Genomic DNA, 15,128 nt, shown 5'->3' with positions numbered 1-15,128 from the left:
CACCGCGCGGATCCCACTACCCTGGTATCTCGAGTGACGTCCCTCGAGATCAGGAGCATCGGTGTTCGAATCCCTTTCCGACCGGTTGGCCGGTGCCCTCAAGGATCTGCGTGGCAAGGGACGCCTCTCGCCGTCTGACATCGACGCGACCGCGCGCGAGATCCGCTTGGCCCTGCTCGAGGCCGACGTGGCGCTGCCCGTCGTGCGCGGCTTCATCGCCAAGATCAAGGAACGCGCCAAGGGCGCGGAGGTCTCCGCGGCGCTGAACCCCGCCCAGCAGGTCGTCAAGATCGTCAACGAGGAGCTCATCAATATCCTCGGCGGCGAGACGCGGCGGCTGCGGCTGGCCAAGAACCCGCCCACGGTCATCATGCTGGCCGGTCTGCAGGGTGCCGGTAAGACCACCCTCGCGGGCAAGCTCGCCAAATACCTGAAGGGACAGGGGCATACGCCGCTGCTGGTGGCCTGTGACCTCCAGCGTCCCGGCGCCGTGACCCAGCTGCAGGTGGTCGGTGAGCGCGCGGGCGTGCCGGTCTTCGCACCGCACCCGGGCACCTCCATCGGCGGCGGCGAGAACCCGCTGGGCGTCTCGGCCTCGGATCCGGTCGATGTGGCCCGCGCCGGTATCGAAGAGGCCAAGACCAAGCAGTACGACGTGGTCATCGTCGACACCGCCGGTCGCCTCGGCATCGACGAGGAGCTCATGCGGCAGGCCGCGGGCATCCGCGACGCCGTCAATCCGGACGAGACGCTGTTCGTGCTCGACGCCATGATCGGTCAGGACGCGGTCTCCACCGCGGAGGCCTTCCGCGACGGCGTCGGCTTCACCGGTGTCGTGCTCACCAAGCTCGACGGCGACGCCCGCGGTGGCGCGGCGCTGTCGGTGCGCGAGATCACCGGCCAGCCCATCCTTTTCGCCTCCACCGGCGAGAAGCTGGAGGACTTCGACGTCTTCCACCCCGACCGCATGGCCTCCCGCATCCTCGGCATGGGCGATCTGCTCACCCTGATCGAGCAGGCCGAACAGGTCTACGACGCCAAGCAGGCCGAGGAGGCCGCCCGCAAGATCGGCTCGGGCGAGCTGACTTTGGAGGACTTCCTCGAGCAGATGCTGGCCATCCGCAAGATGGGCCCGATCGGCAACCTGCTCGGCATGCTGCCCGGTGCGGGCCAGATGAAGGACGTCCTGGCCCAGGTCGACGACAAGCAGCTCGACCGCGTCCAGGCCATCATCCGCGGCATGACCCCCGCCGAGCGCGCCAACCCCAAGATCATCAACGCCTCCCGTCGCCTCCGCATCGCCAACGGCTCCGGCGTCTCGGTCTCCGACGTCAACCAGCTCGTCGACCGCTTCTTCGAAGCCAAGAAGATGATGGGCGCCATGTCCCGCCAGTTCGGCATGCCCGGCGCCCGCGCCAACAAGGGCAAGGGCAAAGGCAAGAAGGGCAAGAAGGGCGGCCGCGGCCCCACCCCGCCGAAGGTGCGCGGCGGCTTCCCCGGCATGCCCGGCCTCCCGGGCGGCATGCCCGCCGGAATGCCCGACCTGTCCAACCTCCCCGCGGGCCTCAACGAACTCCCGCCGGGTCTCGAAGGTTTCGATTTGTCGAAGCTGAAGTTCCCCAAGAACTGACCCATCCCAACCTGATTCGGCCCCGACACCTCGAGTCGGGGCCGAATTGCGTTCCCGGGAGCCGCGCCCCGGTCCGGAATGTCGGTACGGTTTCCTGCGTGACCAACGCGAAGATCGAGCAGGTATCCGATTCCGTTCACGTGGTGGCGGGCACCAATGTCAATTGGGCGATCGTGACCGGGGACGGTGGGGTGACGCTGGTCGATGCCGGATATCCGGGCGACACCGAGGCGGTGGTGCGGTCGGTGCGGGAGATCGGGCACGATCCCGCCGATATCGCCGCGGTGGTGTTGACCCACGCGCACCTCGACCACATCGGTGCGATTCCCACCCTGGTCGAACACTTCAACGTGCCGGTCTACACCGGGGCCGAGGAGGTTCGGCACGCCAAACGGGAGTATTTGCAGCAGATTACGCCGGTGCAGATGGTGCAGCGGTTGGGGTCGCGGCGGGGGATCGTGTGGGTGGGGCAGACCTTGCGGGCGGTGGCCGGGCATATCGGGATGAGAGTGCCCACGGCTACGGCGGTGGAGGCGGAGACGTTGGGTGGGCTGCCGGGTGGGCTCGTGGCTGTGCCGACGCCGGGGCATACCGATGGGCACACCGCGTATTTCATGCCGTCGGAGGGTGTGCTGTTTTCCGGGGACACGTTGGTCACCGGTCACCCGCTGCTTCGCGACACCGGTCTGCAATTGCTTCCGGGGTTCTTCAATCATGACGAGGAGGGCACGCTCGCCAGTGCGCGCGCCCTTGCCGCGCTGCCTGCCGAGGTGCTGGTTCCCGGGCACGGACGGCCTATTCGGGAGAACCTGTCCAGCCTGCTGGGGGAGTTCGCGCGAACATGAGGTCGGATCGGAGGGTGAACGCCGCGGGGGAGAGTTGCATGCGCAGGGTGCCGCAGGCGCAGCGGGTGTAGGCGACGATGCCTTCCGAGGTTCGATGGCGTGAAAGCACTTGGAAGGGTTGGGCGATGGGCCAGCCGCAGTGCTCGCAGTATTCGGTCATGAGGCCAGTCTTCGCGGGGGCGTAGTCTCGGTCCATCGAAAGTTTTCGCAGCGAAACGTACGGAATTTCCACATGATCGATCCTCGGTTGCGGGCACTGCGGGTGTTGCACGAGCACGGCACGGTGACCGCGGCCGCGGCGGCCCTGCATCTGACGCCGTCCACGGTGTCGCAGCAGTTGCGCGGGCTGGCCAGGGAACTGGATGTGGAGTTGCTCGAGCAGGTCGGGCGACGGGTGCAGCTGACCGCCGCCGGGTACGCGCTGCTGCGGCACGCGGATCTGCTTGCGGCGCAGGCGGAGAGCGCGCGGGCCGAACTGGCCGCGCACCGGGCGGGGATCGCGGGCGTGCTGCGGATCAGTGCGATGCCCACCGCGCTCGCGGCACTGGTGGCCGCGGCCGCCGCGCGGCTTCGCGACGAAAACCCCGGCCTGACAGTGGAATTGATCGAGGACGAGAGCCAGCACTGCTTCGAGACGCTACTGGCCGGGGACAGCGATATCGCGATCGTGCTGCCCGCCCCCGGCGGCCCCGCGCCCGATGACCCGCGCTTCGAGCAGCGTCCGCTGCTGTCGGAGCCGCTGGATCTGCTTGTGCCGGTGGGGCATCCGTTCGCCGGGCGCGCGAGCGTCGCGCTGGCGGACGCGGCGCACGAGCCGTGGATTACCGGGCGGGCGCGCATCACCCATCACCTCGTGGTGTCGGCGGCCTGCGCGGCGGCCGGGTTCACGCCCCGAATCGCCGGGCAGGCAGTCGATTTCCCGGGTGTGGCGGCCATGGTGTCGCACGGTTTCGGGGTCTCTCTGGTGCCCCGGCTCGCCTTCCTGCCGCCCGAGTCGGCGGTGGTGCGGGTTCCGCTGCACGATGACCCGGCCCCGGTGCGCCGTCACCTGTCGGCGGTGCGGCGGGGGAGCGCCGAGCATCCGGTGATCGCGGCCGGGCTGCACGCCATTCGCGAGGTATGCGCGGCGCGGACCGATATCACCGTGCTGGACGACTGATGCGATAGTGGAGCCGGGTGTGTCGAGACATTCCGTCCAGGCGAGGAGGCCGGATGCGGCTGCATTTCTGTGGTGTGGTGCTACCGGAGGGCGAGGTCCGCGACCTCTGGGTGCGTGACGGGCTGATCTCCGACGAGCCGATCCGCGACGCCGACACCGTGCACGTCGGCGGCTGGATCCTGCCGGGGCTGGTCGACGCGCACTGCCATGTCGGCATCAAACACGGTGGCGGGCACGAGGATTCGGCGGGCGCGGTGGCCCAGGCGGAGGTGGAGCGGGACGCGGGGGCGCTGTTGCTGCGCGACGCGGGCTCACCCATCGACACCCGTTTCATCGACGAGCGCGACGACCTGCCGCGCATCATTCGCGCGGGCCGCCACATCGCCCGACCCAAGCGCTACATTCGCGAACTCGGCATCGAGGTCGACGACGAACGCGAACTCCCCGACATCGTGGCCGAGCAGGCCCGGCGCGGCGACGGCTGGGTCAAGCTGGTCGGCGACTGGATCGACCGCTCGATCGGCGACCTCGCCCCGCTGTGGTCCGACGCCATCCTGAAGGCCGCCATCGACGCCGCCCACGACGCGGGCGCGCGCGTCACCGCCCACGTCTTCGGTGAGGACGCCCTCCCCGGCCTGCTGAACGCGGGCATCGACTGCATCGAGCACGGCACCGGCCTCACCGACGACACCATCGCCCTCATGGCCGCCCACGGCACCGCCCTGGTCCCCACCCTCATCAATATCGACACCTTCCCCGGAATAGCCGACGGCGCAACCAAATTCCCCACCTACGCCGCCCACATGCGCGACCTGCACCGCCGCTCCCGTGAGACGGTCGCCAAGGCCCACGAGGCGGGCGTCCCCATCTACACCGGCACCGACGCGGGCGGCGGCATCCACCACGGCCGCATAGCCGACGAAATCGCGGCCCTCACCGAAGCTGGCTTCACCCCGCACGCCGCCCTCGCCGCATCCTCCTGGCACGCCCGCACCTGGCTCGGCCACCCCGGCATCGAACCCGGCGCACCCGCCGATTTCGTTGTCTACCAGGAAGATCCGCGCGAGAACCTGGCCGCCGTCGCCACCCCGGCCCTGGTCGTCCTGCGTGGCCGCGTCTACGACCATCGCTCACCGGTCACCGCGACTCGGTAGCGATGCCTGCGTCCCGACTCGTTCGGCCCTGGAAACGTCGGCTCAACGTGGAACAATGTCGATTAGATTGGCATTCTGATCGACTCCGGTGTGGTGCCTGACAGGCGTGAATTAGACAGATCGGACGGAAAATGGCCATGGCCGCGGAGGTTTCGACAATCCATACCCTGGGTCCGACGACCGTGGAAGGCTGGCTAGCCGAAGAGCCGCCTTCTGATGGATCTCGTCTCGAGCTGATTCTGGGGTACCTCTGCATGTCGCCAGCGCCGACGCTCCCACATCAACATGCCGCCTTCCGGCTCGCGATCATGCTGGATCAGGCGATTGCCGCGGCCGGGCGCGAGGACCTGCATGTCCTTCCTGCCATTGCGGTGAAGCTCAGCACTGCCTTTCGGACAGGGGTAATTCCTGATGTGGCGGTGGTAGCCGCCGCTATCGAGGGTCGGACGAGTATCGAACCGGCCGAGTTGGTGCTGGCCGTCGAGGTGTGGTCACCCGGAAACAAGCGCGCGGAACGCGAAACGAAGATGGCGGGCTATGCGGCCGCCGGTGTCCCATACCTGTGGATTGTAGAACTGCCAAAGGGCAGGCCCGCCAAGTTCACCGGCTACCGGTTGGTCGAGTCTGTCTATCGGCAAGAGGTGCGGGTGACCGCAGGGGAATCGGTGTCACCTCCCGCGCCGGTTCCGGTCGAGGTGGTGACCGCCGCGCTGCGTTGAGAACCGTCCCCGTCCGGAGGCGCTGATTCGGGCGCGCTGCGCCGGGCCGCGGTGCGGGAGGCGCTGCGAGTGGTGCGGCCGGGCGGCCGCCTCGTCCTCGTGGACATCTTCAAGACCTCCGAGTATCAGCGCGCGCTCGAGGAGTTCGGCGCGCTGGAGGTCAGGGATCGGCCGGTCGGCTGGCGGATGTGGTGGGGCGGCCCCTGGGTCGCGAGCCGGATCGTGACCGCCACGCGTTCTCTCTGATTCGGCTGCGCGATAAAAGTGAATCGGTCATGCTTCAGACGTTTGAATCTCTACCTGATGAGGAGATGACCGTGGGGTCTATCGAAACCCTGGCTATCAGCGTGTTGGCCGGTTTGATCGTGAAACTGCTCACGTCCGGGAGTTCCGGGCCGGGGCCGGTGCAGCCGTAGGCTCATCGCCGGACGCAGCCCATCGGGGTCGACCCGGTGGGCTGTCGCCGTTTCACGGGGTGGTTCGGGGCGATTTCTTCGGGGCGCGGGGGGTCTGGCAGAATGAACGACCGTCCTCGTCGAGGACAGTGTCAGCCCGTCCCCGGTTCCGTACCGCGCGGCGGTCACAGCACTTGACGCAAAACCGGGTCCACCTCGCGTGGACCGCTGAATTGCGACGTGACCAACCATTTGAAAGGCATCAGCTCATGGCTGTTCGTATCAAGCTGACCCGTATGGGCAAGATCCGCAACCCGCAGTACCGTGTCGTCGTCGCCGACGCCCGTACTCGTCGTGACGGCCGCGCCATCGAGGCCATCGGCATCTACCAGCCGAAGGAAGAGCCCTCGCTCATCCAGATCGATTCCGAGCGCGCCCAGTACTGGCTGGGTGTCGGCGCGCAGCCGACCGAGCCCGTGAAGCGCCTGCTGGAGATCACCGGCGACTGGCAGAAGTTCAAGGGCCTGCCGGGCGCCGAGGGCACCCTGAAGGTCAAGGCCCCCAAGCCGTCCAAGCTGGACCTGTTCAACGCCGCGCTGGCCGCCGCCGAGAACGAGCCGGTCACCGAGGCCGTCACCCCCAAGAAGAAGGCCGCCAAGAAGGACGAGGCCGCCGAGGCCGAGGCCGCTGAGGCGACCACCGAAGCCGCCGAGTAATCATGAGCGCCGTCGTCGCCGATGCCGTGGAACACCTGGTTCGCGGCATTGTCGCCAATCCCGACGACGTCCACGTCGAGCTGATCACCAGCCGTCGTGGCCGGACCGTCGAGGTGCACGTGCACCCGGACGATCTGGGCAAGGTGATCGGTCGCGGCGGTCGTACCGCGACCGCGCTGCGCACCCTGGTCGCCGGGATCGGCGGTAAGGGCATTCGCGTCGACGTGGTCGACACGGATCAATAGATGGAACTCGTCGTCGGGCGGGTCGCCAAATCGCACGGTGTGCGCGGCGAACTCGTCGTAGAAGTCCGCACCGACGAGCCGGAACTGCGGTTCGCGCCCGGCAGCCTCCTGAAGGGGAAGCTGCCGCGCGCGAAGCAGACGCGGGAATTCGAAGTGGAGTCGGTCCGGGAGCACTCGGGCCGACTTCTCTTGCGTCTGGACGGCATCGCCGACCGCACGGCCGCGGATGCGTTGCGGGGCATGGTCTTCGTGGTGGACACCGCGGACCTGCCGCCGTCCGAAGACCCGGACGAGTACTACGACCACGAACTCGAGGGCCTGCGCGTCGAACTCGGCGACGGCACCCTCGTCGGCACCGTCAACGAGGTGCTGCATTCCGCTGCGGGAGAACTGCTTTCGATCAAGGCCGGGGACGCGTTCCCGCCCGCGGGCCGCGAGATCCTGGTGCCGTTCGTGCTCGCCATGGTCCCGACCGTGTCCGTCGCGGACGGGCTGATCGTCATCGACCCGCCCGAGGGCCTGCTGGACCCGGAGTAGGCACATGCGTATCGACGTAGTGACGATCTTCCCCGAATACCTCGAGCCCATGCGAGCGGCCTTGCTGGGCAAGGCCATCGAGAAGGGCCTGCTCGAGGTGGAGGTGCACGACCTGCGGCAGTGGACGCACGACGTGCACAAGTCCGTGGACGACACCCCGTACGGCGGCGGGCCCGGCATGGTCATGAAACCGACCGTGTGGGGCGATGCGCTCGACGCGGTGTGCCCGGACGACGCGCTGCTCGTGGTGCCCACGCCCGCGGGCGTGCCGTTCACGCAGGAGACGGCGCAGCGGTGGTCCACCGAGCAGCACATCGTGTTCGCGTGCGGGCGCTACGAGGGCATCGATCAGCGGGTGTTCGATGACGCCGCGCGCCGGGTCCGCGTGGAGGAAGTCAGCATCGGCGATTACGTGCTGATCGGTGGCGAGGCCGCCGTGCTGGTCATGACCGAGGCCTTCGTCCGGCTCATTCCGGGCGTGCTCGGCAATCAGCAGTCCCACGAACAGGATTCGTTCTCCGACGGCCTGCTCGAGGGGCCGTCCTACACCCGACCGGTGTCGTGGCGCGACCTCGACGTCCCCGAGATCCTGTTGTCCGGCAATCACGCCAAGATCGCGCAGTGGCGGCACGAACAATCCCTGCGCCGCACCGCCGAACGCCGTCCCGATCTCCTCCCCGAAAACGGCGCGAAGGAGTAATCATGCGCAGACCCAACGGCTTTCTCGGCGCGACCCTGACCGGCCTGGCCCTGTTCACCGCCCTCTTCGGCGGCGGCAAGGCCGTCGCCGACAACCTCGACTCCCTGTTCCTGAGCAAGCTGGGCGACCAAACCGTCGCCTCCCCGGGCTACGAGAACACCGAGGACGGCCAACACCTCATCGCCGAGGGCAAAGACGTCTGCTCCCGCCTCCGCGCGGGGACTCCGGTCGTAGCGACCGACCAGCTCGGATACGAACAGCGCTTGATCCAAGCGGCCGTCTCCGTCTACTGCCCCGAATTCAAGGCCTCCCCAAGGAATTTCGACGGATCCTGAAAATCGGAACGTAACAACTGATTTCGTAAGGATCCGGGTAACTCACCGGGTACGTCCAGAGTTGTTTCGGCACCCAACGTGGATACGGATGCATAACCGGCGACGGCTCTCAGCCCGCCGCTGAAGGCGCGGAGAGGCGGGACAGTGCGTGGGGGTTGCACGGGCTGTCAGGTGGCGGCGGTAGTGTCTGCGGGCGTGACGACAGCCTCCGAAACCGTCAGCGCAGCATCCACGAGTGCCGCGAGCACCGAGAGCACCATTCGCCTCGCGAGCGTCGGCAGGCGCATCGCCGACGAGCTGGGTGTGGGCGAGCACCAGGTGCGCGCCGCCGTCGAACTGCTGGACGCCGGGTCGACCGTGCCGTTCATCGCCCGCTACCGCAAGGAAGTCACCGGCGGGCTCGACGACGCGCAGCTACGCACCCTCGACGAGCGCCTGCACTACCTGCGCGAACTCGACGAGCGCCGGAGCTCGATCATCGAATCCATTCGCGGCCAGGGCAAATTGGACTCTGCGCTGCACGCGCAGATCATGCTCGCCGACACCAAGGCCCGCCTCGAGGACATCTACCTGCCGTTCAAGCCCAAGCGGCGCACCAAGGCGCAGATCGCGCGCGAGGCCGGGCACGAGCCCGTGGCCGACGCCCTGCTCAACGACCCGACCACCGATCCCGCGCAGTACACCGCCGAACAGCTCGACGGCGCGCGGGCAATCCTGGTGGAGCGCTTCGCCGAAGACGCCGACCTGGTCGGTGAACTGCGCGAACTCATGTGGGAACGCGGACAGATCACCTCGTCGGTGCGCGCGGGCAAGGAAGAGGCGGGCGCGAAGTTCGCCGACTACTTCGAATTCTCCGAGCCGTTCACCAAGCTGCCCTCGCACCGGATTCTGGCGCTGCTGCGCGGTGAGAAGGAAGAGGTGCTCAACCTGCACCTCGAACCCGACACCGAGGAGCTCGAGGAAGGGCAGCGGTCCATTTACGAGGGCCGCATCGCCATCAAGTTCGGCATCGCCGACCAGGGCCGCGCCGCCGACGCCTGGCTGCTGGACACCGTGCGCTGGGCATGGCGCACCAAGCTGCAGGTGAGCCTGGGCATCGACACGCGAATGCGGTTGCGGCAGTCCGCCGAACGCGACGCCGTGGACGTGTTCGCGGCCAACCTGCGCGACCTGCTGCTGGCCGCCCCGGCCGGAACCCGCACCACCATGGGCCTGGACCCGGGCTACCGGACCGGTGTGAAGGTCGCGGTCGTGGACGCCACCGGCAAGGTGGTCGCCACCGAGGTCATCTACCCCCACAAGCCGCAGGGGCAGACCGAGAAGTCCCTCGCCGTGCTGGGCGCACTGGTCGCCCGGTTCAAGGTCGAGCTCATCGCCATCGGCAACGGCACCGCCTCGCGCGAGACCGACGCGCTTGCCGCCGAGCTGATTTCGCGCATCCCGGAGAACAAGCCCACCAAGGTGGTCGTCTCCGAGGCGGGCGCGTCGGTGTACTCGGCCTCGGCCTACGCCTCGGCCGAGCTGCCCGACCTGGATGTGTCGCTGCGCGGCGCGGTGTCCATCGCCCGCCGCCTCCAGGACCCGCTCGCCGAGCTGGTGAAGATCGACCCCAAGTCCATTGGCGTCGGCCAGTACCAGCACGACGTGTCCGAGACCCTGCTGGCCCGCTCGCTGGGCGCGGTCGTCGAGGACGCGGTGAACGCCGTCGGTGTCGACGTGAACATTGCCTCGGTGCCGCTGCTCTCGCGCGTGTCGGGCATCTCCAACTCGATCGCGGAAAGCATTGTGGCGCACCGCGACGCCAATGGGCCGTTCCGCAGCCGAACGGCTCTCAAGGATGTTCCGCGCCTGGGCCCCAAGGCCTTCGAGCAGTGCGCGGGCTTCCTCCGCATTCGCGAGGGCGACAACCCGCTCGACACCTCGGGCGTGCACCCCGAGGCCTACCCGGTGGTCCGGCGCATCCTCGACGCCAGCGGCAAGAGCATCAAGGAGATCATCGGCAACACCAGCGCCCTGCGCGCGCTGCGGCCCGCCGACTTCACCGACGAGCAGTTCGGTGTTCCGACCGTCACCGACATCATCGCCGAACTCGAGAAGCCCGGCCGTGACCCGCGCCCCGAGTTCAAGACCGCCGAATTCGCCGCGGGCATCGAGAAGGTCGCCGATCTGAAGCCCGGCATGGTGCTCGAGGGCGTCGTCACCAATGTGGCCGCCTTCGGCGCGTTCGTCGACGTGGGCGTCCACCAGGACGGCCTGGTCCACGTGTCGGCGCTGTCGCACAACTTCGTCAAGGATCCGCGCGAAGTCGTGAAGTCCGGCGACGTCGTCAAGGTCAAGGTGCTCGAGGTCGATGTCCAGCGCCAGCGCATCGGCCTGTCCCTGCGCCTGGACGACGAGCCCGGCAAGCCCAAGCAGGAGCGTGGCGACCGAGGCCCCCGCAACAACCAGGGCGGCGGCCAGCGCGGCGGCAACCGGGACAACCGTCAGGGCGGCAACCGCCAAGGCAACCAGGGCGGCAACCGAAACAACGACCGCCGCAACCAATCCGCCCCGAGCGGCTCCATGGCGGACGCCCTCCGCCGCGCCGGATTCGGCAAGTAATCAGACACCCGCGAGCAGGCCCCGGCGAAACACCGGGGCCTGCGTCATTTCCGGAACTGCGTTCGGCCTGAGCCATGTGATCACCGCACCGGCCGATAACCCGTTTACCCGTCGGTTGTGACCCCATCACCATTGGTTGCGGGTGGCCCGTGTGGCCCTGTTCCTGCGCGATTGTGCCCGCGGTTGGCTGGTTGCGCAGCGCCGGGGCAGGCGACACGACAGGGCTCGCGGCCTCGATTTCAGGCTGCCCGTTGGGTTCTCGGTCAGCCTGCCGTTGGGTTCTCGGTCAGTTCGGCGTGAGCCGCCAGAGTGAGGTGATTTCGGCGGCGCGGGCGGCGTGCAGGGGATCGGTTGTGTCCCGGGCTCTTCGATGCCGGGGGCGGGTGTCGATGCGTTCCAGCACGGTCAGGTTCGCGGCGTCGAAGGCGGCGAGCAGGTCGGTGCGGGAGCGCAGGCCGAGATGTTCGGCGAGATCGGAGATCACCAGCCAGCCCTCGCCGTCTGCGGTCAGGTGTCTGGTCATGCGGTCCAGCAGCGCGCTCAATACCCGTCCGCCCGAGTCGTATACGGCGTGATCCAGCGGCGACCGCGGTTTCGCGGGTACCCAGGGCGGGTTGCAGACCACCAGGGGAGCGCGCCCGCGCGGGTAGAGATCGGTGCGCACCAACTCGACGCGGTCGCCGTAACCGAGGCGATTCAGATTCTCCCGGGCGCAGGCCAGCGCACGGGGATCATCATCGGTCGCGACGATCGACTCCACACCGCGCCGCGCCAGCACGGCGGCCAGCACCCCGGAGCCGGTGCCGATATCGAAGGCCAATCGCGTCGACGGCAGGGGAGCGCGGGCGACCAGATCGACGTATTCGCCGCGCACCGGCGAGAAGACCCCGTAATGCGGATGGATCCGGGCACCCAGCGCCGGGACCTCTACGCCCTCTTTGCACCATTCATATGCGCTTGTCACGCCACGCAATTCACGCAATGACACCAGCGCCGGGCCGGTCGATTCCCCGTACGCGTGCAGACACGCCCGCCGCACATCGGGGGCTCTCCGCAGCGAGATGACATGCCCGGAATCCATGGGCACCACCAGCATGCCGAGAATCCGTGCCCGCCGTGCCCGCGCCTGCCGATAGGCGTGGAAGTCGGTGGCGGGTCGGACTTTTGCCTTGTGGTCCACCCTCCTGCGCAACGCGTTCAGCAGCTGATTCGCGCCATGGAAATCGCCGCGCCACACCATGGCCGTCCCGGCCGAAGCCAGGCGCAGCGCCGCCTCGGCGGTGATCCGGTCGTCCACGGCCACCAGCTCGGCGGGCGGTGGCGCCCCATTCGCGGAGCGCCACACGGCACTCCGATTCTCATTGTTCTCGACCCACCGCACGGTGGGAGCGACGGATGCGGCGGCCGACTGCGGGCACGGCTGCGCCGAAAGGGAATCGAGCATGACGTCCGTTCCAGAAAAGCCCGGGAACGTTCAGGCGCACCAACGGGAGGTCTGCCGCGATGGGGCGACAGCCTCGGATGCGGGCACCAACGAACGTGACGGGACTGCGGTTGAAGAGAAGCGGTCGCACGAAGGCGACCAGAACTACGGCAGTCCTGCTCTAACCCACCGCGGAGGCATGCTGTGGAGTCGTCATCCTCCCAACGTATCCCGGCCTCGCCGAGCCCGCAAAATCCCGCTCTCGCCCCGTCATCCCTCGGCCCCAACCACATTCGCAGACCTACAACCAGCGCTCCGGCTTTGTCACCGGCCATTCCGTCCCGCCATTTCGCCGCGCTTTTGTCCGGGATCTCGCCGTACGCAATGACTTCGGCCACACGCCTGCCGGAATGACCGCCGGGCGCCTGGCAGGTTGTCGGCGCGACGACTGCCCGGGGCGGCGGGCAGCGCGGCGGCGGTTGCGAATTCGGTGGCGTACGAGGGTAGGTCGGTGCGCTCAGATGGGCAGGGAGGAGCCGACTCGGTGGAGGGTGCCGTCCGGGTCGACGTAGGCGAATTCGCGTAGGCCGTAGTCGGTGTCGGTGGGCGGGACGAGACGGCCGGGGAGAGCCGCGGCCTGCCACTCGGCGTAGAGGGCGTCGGCGTCGGAGACGTAGAGGTAGACGGCGGACGCGGTGCGTTTCGGGTCGTGCTCGGGCCATTCGGTCAGGTGCAGAGCGACGCCACCGCGGTCGGCGAACCCGTAGCGGGCCTGGCCCTCATAGGCGTAGGCGGTGAAGCCGAGGCGGCGATAGCGGTCCAGGGCGGCATCCAGATCCAGGACCGGAATCACGGGCGCGGCGCTCTCGAAAACGATCTCGTCCGACACGGTTTCTCCCGTTCATCGACGGCAATTCACCGCCAACGCTACCGCCACCCACCGACATCCCACCCCACCGCCGACCCGCCGCCACCGCCCCCCGGCCACCGCTGAATACGCTGCCATTGGCTATAGGCCACCGCTGTATCCCGCTGCCTGCGACGGCTGACTACGACCGATGGTGAGCTACTCCTTGAGACCGGCTGTCAATGATGTCGGGCTGCCTGCGACAATCCCGCCGCCGACCCGCTGCCACCGGCTCCCGGCCACCGCTGAATCCGGCTGCCTGCGATCACCGTCCGGCTGTATGCGAGAGCCACGCGCGACCGAGTTTTGTCGCGTCGCGGCCGGGCCTTGGACCGGCCGAGAAATGAAGCGGCCGAGGGGAATCCGGGGGATTCGCCTCGGCCGGTTCGGCGTGGGGCTATTCGACGCCGAGGGAGACCTCGGTGGACTTGATGAGGACCTTCACCGGGCGGCCGTCGGTCAGGCCGAGTTCTTCGGCGGCTTCGCGGGTGATGGAGGAGGTGATCTCGTCGCCACCGGTGAGGCGGACGCGCACTACGGCCATGGCCTCACCCTTGGTGACCTGGGTGACGGTTCCGTCGAGTTGGTTTCGTGTGCTGAGTTTCATAGTGGCGAGCCTAGTCGCGGAGTCGGCCGGTCAGGGCGGTGGCTGGCTGGTTGCTATATCACCGCGTCGGCGCGGGTGATCTCTGCCCGCCGGGCTCCGGCGCGGGTAGCGTGGCTGGGGTTGGTGTTCGCGCGAGAATTCCGGGAGACGACACGGGCATGCATGTGCATCGGTGGTGGGAAGATGTCGTGGTGGCGCACGGCCGATTGCCGCTGGCATGCCTGCTGCTCGGGTTCATCGTGGGCTTTCTGCTGATTCGAATCAGCGTGCGGCTCATTCGCAAACGGGTCCGCTGGTGGCCGGGCAATGTGCGCGCGGGTGACGTCCACATTCACCACATGGTGTTCGGCGTGGTCCTGGTGCTGGGCTCCGGCATGGGACTGGTCGCGCTGTACCAGAGCGGCGTCGGCGTGATCAGTTCGCTGGCCGCGGTTTTCGGTGTCGGCGCGGCGCTCGTGCTCGACGAGTTCGCCCTCATCTACTACCTGCGCGACGTCTACTGGGAGGAGCAGGGCCGCACCTCGGTGGACGCGGTCTTCGTGGCCATCGCGGTGACGGGCTTGCTGCTGTTGGGTTTTCATCCGCTGTGGCTGCTCGACATCGGCAATGTGCGCGACTTCCGCTCCGACCCGAATGTCCCCGAGCGGTTGTTCACCGTCACCTTCGCGCTGGTGAATCTGCTGCTGGCCGCCATTGTCATTGCCAAGGGCAAGATTTGGACCGGTCTGTTCGGCATGTTCTTCCCGCCGCTGCTGGTCATCGGCGCCCTGCGGCTGAGCCGCCCGGGCGCACCCTGGGCGCGCTGGCGCTACGGCGAGGGGCTCATGCGCCGGGCCATGCGTCGCGAGCGCCGCTACCGCCGCCCGGTCATTCGCGCCAAGATCTTCGTCCAGGACCTGCTCGCCGGAAAGCCCGATGCCGCCCACGTGCTGCGTGCCGCGGAGGAGGAGCTGAGCCGCACCGTGGTCCCGGCCCCGCCCGCCCCACCGCCCTCGGCCCACCTGCACCTGATCACCGGCCGAATGTTCTCGGACCGGCCGGGGGAGGCCAGGTCCGCGGAGCGGCCCGGAGAGCCCACGGACCGGGCAGCGGACTCGGAGGCCGCGGGCAGGCCCTCCCAGCCTGTCGATAGCCAATAGGTTGCTGACTATCGAT

General features: G+C 68.3%; 16 protein-coding genes. 13 read left to right on the top strand and 3 right to left on the bottom strand.

Features of this window, described 5'->3' with window-relative positions; genetic code table 11:
* The first annotated feature begins 61 nt into the window (after positions 1–61).
* From ffh to VMT40_RS10385, 12 genes are all read left to right on the top strand, one after another.
* Positions 62–1,630: a signal recognition particle protein gene (ffh, locus tag VMT40_RS10440; RefSeq protein ID WP_326357775.1), complete on the top strand. Its 1,569-nt coding sequence runs from the start codon at positions 62–64 to the stop codon at positions 1,628–1,630.
* Positions 1,631–1,728: 98 nt separating this feature from the next.
* A complete protein-coding gene (locus VMT40_RS10435; RefSeq protein WP_326357774.1) occupies positions 1,729–2,475 on the top strand; it encodes an MBL fold metallo-hydrolase in 747 nt (248 codons plus the stop codon).
* Between the two features lie 232 nt (positions 2,476–2,707).
* Entirely contained in the window at positions 2,708–3,634 is a 927-nt protein-coding gene (locus VMT40_RS10430; RefSeq protein WP_326357773.1) for a LysR family transcriptional regulator, read from the top strand.
* Positions 3,635–3,687: 53 nt separating this feature from the next.
* Positions 3,688–4,788, top strand: coding sequence for a metal-dependent hydrolase family protein (locus tag VMT40_RS10425; RefSeq protein WP_326357772.1), 1,101 nt, complete (start codon positions 3,688–3,690; stop codon positions 4,786–4,788).
* A gap of 137 nt (positions 4,789–4,925) precedes the next feature.
* Positions 4,926–5,507 carry a Uma2 family endonuclease gene (locus tag VMT40_RS10420; RefSeq protein WP_326357771.1) on the top strand — a complete coding sequence of 194 codons (582 nt, stop codon included), beginning with the start codon at positions 4,926–4,928 and terminating at the stop codon, positions 5,505–5,507.
* A 99-nt stretch (positions 5,508–5,606) separates the two neighbouring features.
* A complete protein-coding gene (locus tag VMT40_RS10415; protein ID WP_326357770.1) occupies positions 5,607–5,753 on the top strand; it encodes a hypothetical protein in 147 nt (48 codons plus the stop codon).
* A 418-nt stretch (positions 5,754–6,171) separates the two neighbouring features.
* Positions 6,172–6,618 (top strand): 30S ribosomal protein S16, encoded by a 447-nt coding sequence (gene rpsP, locus VMT40_RS10410; protein ID WP_326308894.1) that lies wholly within the window; start codon positions 6,172–6,174, stop codon positions 6,616–6,618.
* 2 nt (positions 6,619–6,620) lie between these two features.
* Positions 6,621–6,863 (top strand): RNA-binding protein, encoded by a 243-nt coding sequence (locus tag VMT40_RS10405; protein ID WP_029930032.1) that lies wholly within the window; start codon positions 6,621–6,623, stop codon positions 6,861–6,863.
* Positions 6,864–7,400, top strand: coding sequence for a ribosome maturation factor RimM (gene rimM, locus VMT40_RS10400; protein ID WP_326357769.1), 537 nt, complete (start codon positions 6,864–6,866; stop codon positions 7,398–7,400). It abuts the gene before it with no gap.
* Between the two features lie 4 nt (positions 7,401–7,404).
* Positions 7,405–8,100: a tRNA (guanosine(37)-N1)-methyltransferase TrmD gene (trmD, locus tag VMT40_RS10395; protein ID WP_326357768.1), complete on the top strand. Its 696-nt coding sequence runs from the start codon at positions 7,405–7,407 to the stop codon at positions 8,098–8,100.
* A 2-nt stretch (positions 8,101–8,102) separates the two neighbouring features.
* Positions 8,103–8,435, top strand: a complete 333-nt coding sequence (locus tag VMT40_RS10390; RefSeq protein WP_326357767.1) for a DUF732 domain-containing protein — start codon at positions 8,103–8,105, stop codon at positions 8,433–8,435.
* Between the two features lie 195 nt (positions 8,436–8,630).
* Positions 8,631–11,036, top strand: coding sequence for a Tex family protein (locus VMT40_RS10385; protein WP_442789946.1), 2,406 nt, complete (start codon positions 8,631–8,633; stop codon positions 11,034–11,036).
* A 286-nt stretch (positions 11,037–11,322) separates the two neighbouring features.
* Here the strand turns inward: VMT40_RS10385 and VMT40_RS10380 are convergent, their stop codons facing one another.
* The 3 genes from VMT40_RS10380 to VMT40_RS10370 all read right to left on the bottom strand — a co-directional run bounded on the left by VMT40_RS10380 (position 11,323) and on the right by VMT40_RS10370 (position 13,973).
* Positions 11,323–12,480 carry a class I SAM-dependent methyltransferase gene (locus VMT40_RS10380; protein ID WP_326357766.1) on the bottom strand — a complete coding sequence of 386 codons (1,158 nt, stop codon included), beginning with the start codon at positions 12,478–12,480 and terminating at the stop codon, positions 11,323–11,325.
* A gap of 496 nt (positions 12,481–12,976) precedes the next feature.
* Positions 12,977–13,348: a bleomycin resistance protein gene (locus VMT40_RS10375; protein WP_442789945.1), complete on the bottom strand. Its 372-nt coding sequence runs from the start codon at positions 13,346–13,348 to the stop codon at positions 12,977–12,979.
* Between the two features lie 415 nt (positions 13,349–13,763).
* A complete protein-coding gene (locus tag VMT40_RS10370) occupies positions 13,764–13,973 on the bottom strand; it encodes a TOBE domain-containing protein (protein ID WP_326308889.1) in 210 nt (69 codons plus the stop codon).
* Positions 13,974–14,131: 158 nt separating this feature from the next.
* Here VMT40_RS10370 and VMT40_RS10365 point away from each other — a divergent pair, with 158 nt between their 5' ends.
* Positions 14,132–15,112 carry a hypothetical protein gene (locus VMT40_RS10365; protein ID WP_326357765.1) on the top strand — a complete coding sequence of 327 codons (981 nt, stop codon included), beginning with the start codon at positions 14,132–14,134 and terminating at the stop codon, positions 15,110–15,112.
* Positions 15,113–15,128: the final 16 nt, after the last annotated feature.

The sequence above is a fragment of the Nocardia sp. CDC160 genome (assembly GCF_035818795.1).
In the GTDB taxonomy this organism is placed as follows: Bacteria; Actinomycetota; Actinomycetes; order Mycobacteriales; family Mycobacteriaceae; genus Nocardia.
The sequence above is the reverse complement of the archived record's forward strand: the minus strand, read 5'-3'. Positions and strand labels throughout refer to the sequence as shown.

Bases quoted from the DNA above. Each gene is read 5' to 3' on its own strand.
- VMT40_RS10425 (WP_326357772.1), top strand. From the start codon at position 3,688: ATGCGGCTGCATTTCTGTGGTGTGGTGCTACCGGAGGGCGAGGTCCGC.
- VMT40_RS10380 (WP_326357766.1), bottom strand. From the start codon at position 12,480: ATGCTCGATTCCCTTTCGGCGCAGCCGTGCCCGCAGTCGGCCGCCGCA.
- trmD (WP_326357768.1), top strand. From the start codon at position 7,405: ATGCGTATCGACGTAGTGACGATCTTCCCCGAATACCTCGAGCCCATG.
- VMT40_RS10430 (WP_326357773.1), top strand. From the start codon at position 2,708: ATGATCGATCCTCGGTTGCGGGCACTGCGGGTGTTGCACGAGCACGGC.
- VMT40_RS10370 (WP_326308889.1), bottom strand. From the start codon at position 13,973: ATGAAACTCAGCACACGAAACCAACTCGACGGAACCGTCACCCAGGTC.
- rimM (WP_326357769.1), top strand. From the start codon at position 6,864: ATGGAACTCGTCGTCGGGCGGGTCGCCAAATCGCACGGTGTGCGCGGC.
- rpsP (WP_326308894.1), top strand. From the start codon at position 6,172: ATGGCTGTTCGTATCAAGCTGACCCGTATGGGCAAGATCCGCAACCCG.
- VMT40_RS10405 (WP_029930032.1), top strand. From the start codon at position 6,621: ATGAGCGCCGTCGTCGCCGATGCCGTGGAACACCTGGTTCGCGGCATT.
- VMT40_RS10365 (WP_326357765.1), top strand. From the start codon at position 14,132: ATGCATGTGCATCGGTGGTGGGAAGATGTCGTGGTGGCGCACGGCCGA.
- VMT40_RS10390 (WP_326357767.1), top strand. From the start codon at position 8,103: ATGCGCAGACCCAACGGCTTTCTCGGCGCGACCCTGACCGGCCTGGCC.
- VMT40_RS10420 (WP_326357771.1), top strand. From the start codon at position 4,926: ATGGCCGCGGAGGTTTCGACAATCCATACCCTGGGTCCGACGACCGTG.